The organism is Pseudogracilibacillus auburnensis (genome assembly GCF_003201975.1).
Taxonomy (GTDB): Bacteria; Bacillota; Bacilli; order Bacillales; family Amphibacillaceae; genus Pseudogracilibacillus; species Pseudogracilibacillus auburnensis.
Genome location: NZ_QJJQ01000006.1, coordinates 140,336 through 152,568, shown reverse-complemented (window position 1 = coordinate 152,568; position 12,233 = coordinate 140,336). Strand labels below are relative to the sequence as shown.

The 12,233-nt window shown below is 34.3% G+C and carries 13 protein-coding genes and 1 riboswitch; of the genes, 4 read left to right on the top strand and 9 right to left on the bottom strand.

Annotation, left to right across the window (positions count from 1 at the left end; translation table 11 throughout):
• Window positions 1-236 precede the first annotated feature (236 nt).
• From mgtE to DFR56_RS10015, 3 genes are all read right to left on the bottom strand, one after another.
• Window positions 237-1,598, bottom strand: a complete 1,362-nt coding sequence (gene mgtE / locus DFR56_RS10025) for a magnesium transporter (RefSeq protein WP_110395301.1) — start codon at window positions 1,596-1,598, stop codon at window positions 237-239.
• 193 nt (window positions 1,599-1,791) lie between these two features.
• Window positions 1,792-1,956: riboswitch (M-box (ykoK) riboswitch) on the bottom strand.
• Window positions 1,957-2,069: 113 nt separating this feature from the next.
• Window positions 2,070-2,951, bottom strand: a complete 882-nt coding sequence (locus DFR56_RS10020; protein ID WP_244916474.1) for an RluA family pseudouridine synthase — start codon at window positions 2,949-2,951, stop codon at window positions 2,070-2,072.
• Window positions 2,952-2,967: 16 nt separating this feature from the next.
• A complete protein-coding gene (locus DFR56_RS10015) occupies window positions 2,968-3,777 on the bottom strand; it encodes an NAD kinase (protein WP_110395300.1) in 810 nt (269 codons plus the stop codon).
• A gap of 175 nt (window positions 3,778-3,952) precedes the next feature.
• Here DFR56_RS10015 and DFR56_RS10010 point away from each other — a divergent pair, with 175 nt between their 5' ends.
• From DFR56_RS10010 to DFR56_RS09995, 4 genes are all read left to right on the top strand, one after another.
• Window positions 3,953-4,522, top strand: coding sequence for a CYTH domain-containing protein (locus DFR56_RS10010; protein ID WP_110395299.1), 570 nt, complete (start codon window positions 3,953-3,955; stop codon window positions 4,520-4,522).
• 71 nt (window positions 4,523-4,593) lie between these two features.
• Window positions 4,594-4,974: a globin domain-containing protein gene (locus tag DFR56_RS10005; RefSeq protein WP_110395298.1), complete on the top strand. Its 381-nt coding sequence runs from the start codon at window positions 4,594-4,596 to the stop codon at window positions 4,972-4,974.
• A 151-nt stretch (window positions 4,975-5,125) separates the two neighbouring features.
• The gene (locus tag DFR56_RS10000) at window positions 5,126-5,989 is read left to right on the top strand and encodes a DsbA family protein (protein WP_158525598.1); all 864 of its coding nucleotides are present in this window, start codon (window positions 5,126-5,128) and stop codon (window positions 5,987-5,989) included.
• Between the two features lie 101 nt (window positions 5,990-6,090).
• Window positions 6,091-6,279 carry a hypothetical protein gene (locus DFR56_RS09995; protein WP_110395296.1) on the top strand — a complete coding sequence of 63 codons (189 nt, stop codon included), beginning with the start codon at window positions 6,091-6,093 and terminating at the stop codon, window positions 6,277-6,279.
• Here DFR56_RS09995 and DFR56_RS09990 read toward each other — a convergent pair.
• From DFR56_RS09990 to DFR56_RS09965, 6 genes are all read right to left on the bottom strand, one after another.
• Window positions 6,276-6,533, bottom strand: a complete 258-nt coding sequence (locus DFR56_RS09990; protein ID WP_110395295.1) for a hypothetical protein — start codon at window positions 6,531-6,533, stop codon at window positions 6,276-6,278. The two genes, DFR56_RS09995 and DFR56_RS09990, sit on opposite strands and share 4 nt — an antisense overlap.
• Before the next feature lie 694 nt (window positions 6,534-7,227).
• Window positions 7,228-8,439 (bottom strand): NAD(P)/FAD-dependent oxidoreductase, encoded by a 1,212-nt coding sequence (locus DFR56_RS09985; protein ID WP_110395294.1) that lies wholly within the window; start codon window positions 8,437-8,439, stop codon window positions 7,228-7,230.
• A 395-nt stretch (window positions 8,440-8,834) separates the two neighbouring features.
• Window positions 8,835-9,524 (bottom strand): SDR family oxidoreductase, encoded by a 690-nt coding sequence (locus DFR56_RS09980; protein WP_110395293.1) that lies wholly within the window; start codon window positions 9,522-9,524, stop codon window positions 8,835-8,837.
• A gap of 24 nt (window positions 9,525-9,548) precedes the next feature.
• Window positions 9,549-10,229: a hypothetical protein gene (locus tag DFR56_RS09975; RefSeq protein WP_110395292.1), complete on the bottom strand. Its 681-nt coding sequence runs from the start codon at window positions 10,227-10,229 to the stop codon at window positions 9,549-9,551.
• A 577-nt stretch (window positions 10,230-10,806) separates the two neighbouring features.
• Complete coding sequence (locus tag DFR56_RS09970; protein ID WP_110395291.1) at window positions 10,807-11,364, bottom strand: hypothetical protein; 558 nt, start codon at window positions 11,362-11,364, stop codon at window positions 10,807-10,809.
• Window positions 11,365-11,367: 3 nt separating this feature from the next.
• Window positions 11,368-12,000 carry an SCO family protein gene (locus tag DFR56_RS09965; protein WP_110395290.1) on the bottom strand — a complete coding sequence of 211 codons (633 nt, stop codon included), beginning with the start codon at window positions 11,998-12,000 and terminating at the stop codon, window positions 11,368-11,370.
• Window positions 12,001-12,233: the final 233 nt, after the last annotated feature.

The window sequence follows — 12,233 nt, the reverse complement described above, 5'->3', positions numbered from 1 at the left end:
AAATAAAATTCAAGAAAGTGTAAAAAAGACAATGAATGATGATTTTATACTATTTTTTTCATATATTTAATTGATTTACAGGTCGAAAAGACTGGTAAAATAGTTGGGTTTTGACATAAAATATCGAAAAACAAATGCATTTACATAAATATAATGTTCATTTTTTCCATCATAAAAAAACCGCTTCATTAAATACTTATTGCAGTATTTAATGAAGCAGTTTTCATGTTCGTTTTTTATAATAATAAACTCATAAATACAGTGGCCATTCCAAAATAAATTAATACAGATGTAATATCATTTAAAGTCGTTATAAAAGGTCCTGAAGCGACTGCTGGATCAATATTAAGTCGTTCCATAATTAAAGGAATAAGTGCACCCGAAAGAGTGGCAACCGTCAAAGTCGCTAAAATGGCGATCCCGACTAATACTCCTAAAAAGAAGTTTCCTTTCCAAAAATAGATTAATAATACAACGACAATTCCGCAAGCACCACCTACAAATAAACCTGTCGTAATTTCCCTTAAAATAAGACGGATTCTTTTTTCAGCACCGTAATTCCCAACAGCTATTCCACGAACCGCTACTGCTAGTGATTGTGTACCTGCATTTCCAGCCATACCAGCAATTAGTGGAATAAAAATTGCAACGATCGGTACTTTTTCTAACGTTTGTTCAAAACTGCCAATTAAGCTTGCTGTAATCATTCCTAAAAACAATAAGATAATCAACCATGGTAACCTTTTTTTGGCAGATTGAATTGGATTTGAATCTCGGGAATCAATGTCTACTAAGGCAGCAAATTTGGAGTAATCGTCGCTTGCTTCTTCTTCCATTACGTCTAAAATATCATCGACCGTAATAATTCCGAGTAAATGATTTTGAAAGTCAACAACTGGTAATGCTAAAAAGTCATAATCACGTATCATTTGGGCAACTTCTTCTTGATCTCTACCTACTGATACTGAAACAACATTTTCACTCATAATATTTTCAATAATTTCATCTTCTTCTGCGATAATTAAGTTACGTAAAGATAAGACACCTACTAATCGTTTATTTTCATCTAGAACATACGTATAATAAATTGTTTCTGCTTCAGGTGCCTTTATTTTCATTTCTTTTAACGTTTCTTTTACTGTCTGGGTTTTTAAAATCGACACAAATTCTGTCGTCATAATACTACCAGCAGTTTTTTCTTCGTAATGAAGTAGAGCTTTTATTTCATCGGCCGCTTTTTTATCCATAATAGCGAAAAAGCTCGCCACTTCATCTTTCGTTAATTCCTTTAAAATGTCCACCGCATCGTCGACTGCCATTTCTGCAAAAACCATCGTAGCAAAATGTGGGTCCATTTCTGTAATAAATTGTTCCGTCTCTTCTAGATCAATATATTCCATAATGTCGGACATTTCTTTTGGGGATAAATACGTATAGATTGTTAAACGATCTTTCGTCTCTTGCTCTTTAAAAAAAACTGCTTGATCATAAGGGTGCATATCTAAAAAGAGTGCCCGAAACCCTTCTGTATCCTCTTTTCCCAATAATGAACTTAATTCATCTAACTTTAATTCAACTTCTTCTTTTAATTCAACCATATTTTCACCCACTTTCATTAAATTTCAGTAAGTGTTAGGTGTAGAGTAGCCTCAGGTAACATCACCAACCATTTAAGTACATTCGTACATGAGGTATTATTCATTATATTTATTTCCCATTCCGTCTATATTATCGATGGAAAAAATGAAAAAACACCTCAACGAAGAAGGTGTCCTATCAAAAAATATGACTACGAAGCCTCCATCGTGGAGTTTTAGCACTATATGGCCTGGATTTCCATCCCACTGCATTAAAAACTACCTTAAGTCGATAGTCTCTGTTAACCCATTGGTGTCTCTCGACGTTTCTGGGTAGCAGCTTACTTCCATATAGGAGCCTCACCTAACGAGGATTGATATTTAATTTATATTGTTAATCCATTATCTATCTTAACAAATGAACGCAAATTGTCAAACGTTTTTCGATAAGCGGAACTTCTCGGTCCTTTTATCGGCATTTTTAAACACGCACTATAATGACGTAAAAATCATTGCGATATCAGAAGCAAGCTTTGAGGAAAATCTCATTTCCTTTTTTAGAACAGGATGGACAAAACTTATTTCTGAACAATGTAATGCTTGTCTACCAATAATTTTCTTACTACCACCATATAAATCATCCCCAACTAACGGATGACCTATAAAAGAGAAATGCACACGAATTTGATGTGTTCTTCCTGTTTCAAGTTCAATTTCAACAACAGAAAATTGCTTTGTTTCCTTTACTACTTCATAACGGGTTACCGCTTTTTTTCCTTCACTCGTAACCATTCGTTCAATAATGGAATGAGGATTTCTGCCAATCGGTTCATCAATCATATCTTGCTTTTTTGCTAATCTTCCGTGAACGATAGCCGTATATTTTCGCTTTAATTCATTCTTTCTTTGCAAGTTAGAAAATAGCGAATGGCTATATTGATGTTTTGCAATTAATACTAATCCTGATGTATCTTTGTCAAGTCTTGTTACAATATGTACGGTGGATGGAATATTATTTTTTTCATAATAATAGCGTAATCCATTCGCAATCGTGCCTGTTTGATGAAGCCTGGAAGGAATCGTTGGCATATTTGCCTTTTTATTAATAATCATAAAAAAATCGTCTTCATACACCATTTGTAACGGAATATTTTCAGGGATAATGGAATCGCTTATCTTTTCTGCTTTCAGTTCAATTGTAAGTATATCACCAGATTTTACGATGTAACGGACCGTTTTTCTTTCCCCATTTACTAATATGTTGCTTTCCGTTTCTTTTGCTTTTTTAACTAACCGATTAGAAAAATGTAGCACGTCAAATAAATAATCCCGTAGCATCATTCCATCGTATTGTTTTGTAATTTTCCATTCCACTTACATATCACCTATACTAGTCTTCTCTTTTCACTTCTGTAACGAAGGAATCACGCACTCGATTCCAAAACGGAAATGGACGATAACGAACAAATCGAACCCGCTCTTTGGCGACCCGAGATTGAATCGATTTAACATTTGCATATGATTTTGTAATATGATCGATCGCAATAATAAAGCTATCTTTTCTTAAAGGTTTTAATAGAAATGTATGATGTTTCGGTAAAATAAGCGGTGAACCAATCGTTCTAAATACTCGGTTGTTGATCGACGCTATTTCCGTTACTTGAATCGCCTCAAGCGATGGGTGAATAATTCCCCCGCCCAACGCTTTATTATATGCTGTACTTCCAGATGGTGTCGAAATACAAAGCCCATCTCCTCTAAATGTTTCAAAATGCTCGCCACGAATTTGGACATCAAAAACGACAGAACCTTCTACTGTTTTTATCGTTGTTTCGTTTAAAGCAAGTACTCTCGTTGATTTTTCTTCTCCACTAAAACGTATAATAACTTCGAGTAATGGATATTCAACAACATGAAAAGGAGTTTTTGCAATTTCAATCACAAGTTTTTCAATTTCATTTGAAGTCCAATCGGTATAAAACCCTAAATGTCCCGTATGAACACCTAAAAATGCTGTCGTATCTAATTTATCAACATAGCGACGAAACGCTTCTAAAAATGTTCCGTCTCCACCTACAGAAATGACTAAATCTGGATTTTCATGATTGTAAACCAAATCAAAATCGATCAAATATTGTTTCATTTTCGCTTTAATTTTATTTGATCGTTCATCTCCGCGAGATACGATTGTAAAGTTCATCCAATTAACCTCCTAGTGCAACCAATAATTACATATTCACTATGTTCATTTTATCATACTATCCTTCTCTTACCTATCAAAGATATGTGACTTGCTAAGATTGATCTTTTGCATCTTATCCTTTCATTAGCGATAATAAGAATAGATAGCAAATGATGATCTTTTTGGAGGAATTATGTCACAAGAAATAGAAATAGAATATAAGGTGCTTTTAACAAAAGTAGAATTTGATCGATTAGCTAAAAATTTACCATTTCCCGATCAAGGTGTAGAACAAACAAATTACTATTTTGATACAAAAGTAATGGCATTAAAAAATGTTCGTTGTGCATTACGCATCCGTAAAAAAGGTAATACGTACACATTAACATTGAAAGAACCACATAGTGATGGTATTTTAGAGACCCATGATACTTTAACAGAAAAAGAATTTGTTAGCTGGATCAATGGAACACCAATACCCAAACCAAATATCACAAAACAGCTTCAACAATTACAAATCGATGAAGCCAATTTAGTTTACCTTGGGGCCTTAACAACATTAAGAAAAACGTTCATGAGAGAAGAAATTGAATATGTTCTTGACCAAAGTATGTATAATGGGAAAACGGATTACGAACTAGAAATTGAAGCACCGACACACGAAAAAGGGTTACCTGCTTTCCAGAAAATTTTACAAGCATACAAGATTAAAGAAAGAAAATCAGTGACAAAAATAGAACGCTTTTTTTATAGTTTGACGTAGAGAAAAGCAGATATTTTGCGTTTGAATTATTCCATTGTTACAATATGTAAAAATATTAGAGGAGTCTTATTATGTTAAAGCCTGGAACAATTTATGAAGCAATTGGTGGACAAGAAGCTGTCGATAAAATAATCGATTCATTATATAAACATATTGGAAAACACCCTAAACTAATTCCTATTTTCCCAGACGATCTAGAAGAATCAGCGAGAAAACAACGCTTATTTTTAACACAATTTTTTGGTGGTCCGAATCTATATTTTCAAGATAGAGGCCATCCGATGTTAAAAAGAAGACATATGGAATTTGAAATTACGCCAGATAGAAAAGATGCTTGGTTAGAATGTATGAATAAAGCGTTAGAAGAAGCAAATATAGAAGAACCTTATCGTTCAGCCATTTTTGAAAGACTTACAATGACTGCTGTTCATATGATCAATACAGAAGCGTAACATTCCCTTTATCTACAAATTTTGCGATGCTAGCATATTTACGAAAGATAAACATATGAATAGGATACAAATGTAGTTCGGTTTCACTTGATGTTTTCATGCTTTAGGAATAAGAATTTTTCTTACTATTAAAATGAAAGAGGGATTCAGGATGGATGCTTATCATGTACATAGTGAGTCGACTCGTTCAAATGTAAATCATCCGTTTATCAATTTTTTTCATAAACCGATCATGATTTATTACTTTGTAGATCCTTTCTGCCAACAATGTTGGGAATTAGAACGATATATGAAAAAATTAACGATGGAATATGGTGCTTTTTTTAATGTACGACCAATTATTAGTCATATATATAATGAATCGCCTCATAGATTACTAGACAAAAAAGAAGAAAATCACATCATTCACAATGGGGACCATTTAAATAAGTATTATGGTTTTATTAGCATTAAAGCTGCTGCTTTGCAAGGTAACAAAGCAGGTCGTGATTTTTTGCGTAGCGTCCAAGAAGCGATATTTCTTTATAATAAAAATGAATCGATCCATGATATTCTTGCTCATTCGGTAGAGAATACAGATTTAGACATCCGTGAATTTGAAAATGACCTTCTTTCCTCTTCGGCAAAAAAAGCATATGAATCAGACATCCAATTAATGCATGAAATGGATGTGAATCAATATCCGACACTCGTTTTTTTCAGCCAACATAATGAAGAATATAGTGTGAAAGTTTCCGGCCTCCAAACGTATGACGCTTACACGTTTGTGCTTAAGAAAATGTTACATTTTGAATTAACTAATTTTTCGAAACCAACCATTGAAGCATGCTTCATCCAATATGGGCGACTACAAACAGAAGAAATAGCCTTTATATTTGATTTATCAGAAAAAGAAGCGGAGAAAAAATTAAAACAATTACAGCTTATGCAGAAAGTTAAACAAGTAGTTATCAATGGGATACTTTTTTGGGAATATTGTGGCCAAAATAAAGCCGAGGTACACCAAAACGATTAATTGGTGTACCTTTTTATCTAATGATGAATTATTGTTTACTCAAGCAGTCCCATCATATTTCACCTCTATTCGTGCATATAGTTTATTAGGAGGTGGTATCGTTGTATACAAGAAATTATTTACCCATCTTTTTTGTTTTTTGTACCATCATCTTAATTATTTTAAATCTCTTTGCACTTATGCGTCTTATCCCCTATTTAATTACATTACCATTGCTGTTTTTATCCATCTATTTAACGATATACACTTTTACCTATCGGAAAATGTTTCGCGGTACAAAACATTTTTAGTAATAAATAGCAAAGGCCGTAATTAAAATAACTGTAACGATAAAACCTATGATATATGTCCATATTTGGATTGGTAACATGGTAGATACCGAATTTTCTTCGTAATGCTTTGATCGTTTTTGGGCATCCGCAAATGAAAATTCCTTTGTACTGTATTCATTCATTTTTTTCTCTTCTTGTTTTAATGCATGAATAGTTATGACCGCCGCAATAATAACTAATAGAAGACTACTAACGATTAAAATGGTATTCATCTGAATCCCTCCTCAAGGACTTGTAGCCATTATATAATTACTATTACCACGTGTCTGTGATTTAAAACACACCTTGTACAAAAAAATGATAAAGCGATCGATATTGTAGTGATTTATTATTTTTGAATTTGCAGGGCTTGTGAACATTTCCGCACTTTTTAAAAGTATTACGCAATGGCACTCAAATTTTCCGCACTTTATGAAACTATCACGCACTTGCAATCAAAAATTCCGCACTTCATGAAAAATATTTATGCCTTATCGCTACAAATATTGCTTAAGTTACCATAAACGATTTGAAAATACGTTAGTTCAACAGCTCCTGCCCTGAATAAATATGCGTTTCAGCTGAACAAATCAGTTCATTGGTTCCCTAATTTTTTAACGGGGCTTATGAAAGATTTTTCATAGTTGATGCAAAGATAGTAGCTAACTCTTCGTATCAACGTCCAACCCTTTGTATTTTTAGATTTGACTTCCATTCAGCAATCCCTACATAATGGAACAAAAAAAAGTAGAAGATGATATCATCTCCTACTTACTTGTTAGGTATAAAAATTAACGAAAATCTCTTGTTTCTTCAATCATTCGTGAGGCAACAATATAGCCTAGTAAAGAAGCAAAAATAATCAACAATGTATTACATAAGTTTTTCATATTTTAGAAATTCCTCCTTCTAAATATTGTTTACTTATTAAAATGGGCGTATTTTTCCTTTTTTAAGTAATATTTTCGTTCCACCTAGTAAGAAGATTGAACGGTTATCAACTACTTTTTTCATTGCTGCAGCTGATTTACCTTTTAATGGTGTACCTGAAAAAACACTACCAATTCCATCTGTAACACCTAAAGAGGCGACAGTTCCACGATCTTCAAAGACGAACTTCTGCAAAGGTTCTCCGTATAATAATGCTTGTATATTATTTGCACAAGTGCTTGCATGTTGCATAGCAGCTTGAGCTGTTGGTGGAAACGGTCTACCTGCTTCTTCATCCATTACCCAAGCACAATCACCTAAAATAAAAACATTTTCATAGCCTGGAGCACGTAAATCACCATCAACCGTAACTTTTCCTCTCGTTAATTCAAATCCTGATTTTCCAAGTACCGAATTACCTGTCACTCCACCTGTCCAAACGATCGTACCTGCTTTAATTTCTTCGTTATCTTCACCGATAATAAAGCTATCTTCTGTACATTCGTTAATTGCGGCACCTAATCTGAACTCAACACCCCGATCTTCTAAAGATTTCATTGCATATGATACTAAATCTTTATCAAACATCGGTAAAATAGTAGGCATTGCTTCCACATTAATAATTTTTACTTTTCTACGGTCAATATCATATTTCTTACAAAGCTGTGGTACTCTCTCTGCTAATTCACCAGCAAACTCAATTCCAGTAAATCCAGCACCACCTACTAAAATCGTTAGGCTAGATTCATCCGTCTCTTCATCTGATTTATATTTTGCAAATTGAAGTTCGATATGTTCACGAATTAAACGACTGGAATCAATATCGACAATGGCAAATGCATTCTCTTCCATGCCTTTAATACCAAATGTATTTGATTCAAATCCAAGGGCAATGACTAAGTAATCGTATGTAATTTCACCATTTTCCAAAATTATTCGTTGATCTTCTGTATTTACTTCTTCAACTGCATCATAAATCAAGCGGACTCTATTCGGATTAATCACATCACTAATCATGAAGCGCGCTTGGTTTGGATTGATCGTTCCTGCTGCAACTTCATGGAGCCAAGTTGTTTCATAATGGTAATTATGTTTATTTACTAAGACGATATCTGCCTCTTCTGGTGACAACAATTTTGTTAATTCTCTAGTTGTTTTTAAACCAGCATATCCTGCTCCAAGAACAACAATTTTAGGTTTAATACTCATTAAAATCCACCTTCCTGATATTAGTTTACACTTTACTCCACGATAAAAAATTGTATTATCATTATTGTACATAAGTAAATCTCATTATACAAAGTATTAAACACGATTTAATATATATACACAAAGTTGGTGAATGATTGAACAATCTTTTATTTTATCGATCCAATCACTTGAAAAATTAAGGAAAAACACACCATATAAAGGTGACTTTATTTAGAAAGTGATAGCATGTTAAATCCTAATTAAACTAAAGTCACCTTTATAAAAATTGTAATGAAATTAAATTGTTTTAACGTATATTTTACAAATTAATAATAACAAATATTTTTTTATTTTGCTAATCTAAAAATGTATTTCAACGTTTTTCATGGAAACGTAATAGCTTTTTTCTCGTTTTAAACAGGTCGAACGGTTATTTCATTTACATTCACATATGTTGGTTGTGTCAAAGCATAAAAAACAGCATTTGCAAGATCCTCTGGCGCAAGTGGTTTTCGTTGGATAGTATGCCTTCTCGTTAAGTTCGTATCAACCATCCCTGGGGAAATATTCGTTACTCTAACACCTGTATGCGCTAATTCCTTTTCAAGTCCCATCGAGATTGCACGAACAGCAAATTTAGTCGCACTATAAACGGTACTTTTTTTCGTTACTTCTATCCCGGACACAGATGCGATATTAATAAGATGACCGGTTTTTCGCTCTTTCATCTCCGGAACAACAGCGTGTATCCCATAAAGAACACCTTTCATATTGACATCTATCATTTGTTCCCAGTCATTTATTTGTCCATCTGTTACGGCAGCACTTAACATAAGACCAGCATTGTTTATATAAACATCAATCGATCCAAATTGCTTTTTTGCTTCCTTTACCATTTTTTCTACTTCTTCTCGTTTAGAAACATCTGTCGGGATTGCTAATGCATTTGCTCCTTCTTTGTTATTAATTTCTTTTGCAAGTGTTGTTAATTTATCTTCACTCCTTGCAACTAATACGACATTAATATTTTCTTCCGCAAGTTTCATTGCAATTGCTTTACCAATCCCACTACTTGCCCCTGTAACAATGGCTGTTTTCGTCATCGTATTACCCTCCAAAAAGAATTATTAATTATCCTCATCTCCCGGATCTGGTTTTGGATCTGGTTTTGGATCCGGATTTGGATCTGGATTTGGATCTGGTTTTGGATCTGGTTTTGGATCTGGCTTTGGATCTGGTTTTGGATCTGGCTTTGGATCTGGCTTTGGATCTGGCTTTGGATCCGGCTTTGGCTTTGGCTTTGGTTCCGCTGGTGGTTTTTGATTAGAACCCGATTGTTCAGAACCACCTTTCCCTTTTGATTCAGTTTTTGGTTTATTCGGATAAGTAGATCTATTATTTTCACTAGAACCTGTATAGGAATTCGTATTACTCTGCTGACTATTCCAAGTATTCACAGGTGCTTGGTAACTATCAATCTCTTCATCGACTGTTTCCACTGGCTCGTAAGCAACAACCTCTTCTTCCTCCAGTGGTTCTTCCTCTTCCTCCTCTTCTAACTCCACAATTTCTAATTCCTCTCGTTCAAAGAGTTCAAAATCAGCCTTCTTTTTCTTTACATAGGAACTAGCTAATAATGTAGGATTAGCTTGAAAGGTTACTACAGGTTTTTGTTCCACCGCTTCTTCATTATCGTCTGATTTTGCTGATGTATTTGCCACTCCCCATGTATTCCTACCGATAAATACAACGGCAACAAAAAGAATGAGAATAATTATATTAAAAACAACTAATTTTTTATTCTTCAACCATCGTCCCCTACCTTTTATAAGGAAATAATATCTACTTTCCATTGTATACATAGGGGACTAAAGTTTCAATTAAGTTTCTATATATTACTCACTCAACTTTCGCATAGTGAAATGAACAAGAAAGTCTTGGTAGAATTAAATGGAATGAAGATACAGTTGTCAAGTTGACTTTGGATGATTCATTTGTTCTTAAGTTTAAGCTGATATCCATCTGGGCTCGCTCCGTACGGACGTTTTCCGCGGAAGTCGCCGCACTGCGCTCACCGAGACTAGTTTGGAGATATATACTGGGAACATAATTAGAGTGCTAAATCATATTTATCATTCGGAGCAGTTCAAACCCATCAAGACGCCTGTGGGAGGAAGGCCTAGATGAGATCACGTAGTGCGTCAGCACCAAGGGAGCTCAACAGCCGCCCACGGCAAGCGAAGATGTATTTGGACTGCGGACCTCAGTAGACATCCTATCAGCTAAATTCAGTTTATTATACCGAGGTTGTAAAGGATCATTAGAAGTACCTTAAGCTTTACCAAGCGAACTGTTTGAACTTATTTTATTGGTATGAAAGTTGAGTTACTCATATTGGGATTGATCGATAAACAACGTTTGGACGAAATATAATAAGATGCAAAAAGCGATCAGTAAAAACCCCCAACCTAATGTTCGCTGTTCCACAATTAAATAATTATTGCAAAGCTGATCTGGTGAAAAAATATATAACCAAGCCATTCCTAAGTAAGCAACAGATACAATAATATATACAGCATTTTTCCATGCATTTGATAATTTCGCCCAACTATCCCGCAAAGATACACCGATCAAAAAAGGCCAACTTATAAATTTAAACACTTCAACATGAGTTAATATAAGTGTTTCATCCATTGCTCTAGGAAGTAACCAATAGAAAAACACAATGAAAAATAAGATAATTCCCGGGATTCCATTTTCATTCCACTTTTTAAAAAATGACGGGAATTTCTTTTGTAAAAAAGGTGTCATAAACATTCCGGCAATCCCCAAAAGGGGCATTTGCATATGCATATGAATACTCATAATAGATTCCGATAAATGTACGACTGGGGGGATCATTAAAAAAACATATAAGATAAGACCATAAATTGCTTGTTTCATTTTTTATCCCTCCCCTTCTTGCTCTAGCGTTTCTAACACTCTTGCCTTAGCTCCTTCGACATCTGAAAAATCAAGCACATCCACTAAATACCCATCTTTATCCACTAAATAATATGCGACATTATGCTGAAAGTCCCCTTCGCCATCTGGAATAACGATAACACCAAATTCATCTAAAACAGATTGTAACTCTTGTTCATCTGGAATTCTGACCATCCGCCACGTCTCTCCATCACTTCCGAAATAAGTACGATAACGATCTAAAATTTCTGGAGTGTCTCGTTCAGGGTCAAAGCTTACACTCATAAATACAATATCTTCTCCAATATATTTTTCAGGAAGTGATTCGTAGATTTCAGCCGTATTCATTTCAAGCTGTGGACAAACAGTCGAACAAGCAGTGTAAATAAATGTCATTAACATGTATTTACCTTCGAATTCATCAAAGCTATATTCTCTGCCTTTACTATCTTCTAATGTTATATCTGGTAACAATGGTTGCTCTTCAATAAGCTTATTCGTTCTTGCCGTTTCTTCAGTAAATGCAGTAAATCCGTCTGTTCCGATGTAGAACAATGTAAAACCAAATACTAATACAATGGCTAGAGAAATCATTTGGTGACGACTTTTAAACATAAGGATCACATCCTTTTTTAATTTGATTTAGAAGAAAAAATCGATAACAATCATTGTTCAGTTTCCTACTTTTCGGAGCACTACCATAATTTATCATTGAGCTTTATGTTTTATCAGTTGTAAACGAGATTATTTACGATAGTATTATTAATCTGGGGACAAATGGAAGAGGATTTAATAATGAGGTGAAAAGGAGATAGCCCACCCCAAGGCTATCTCCTTCTTTATTCCGT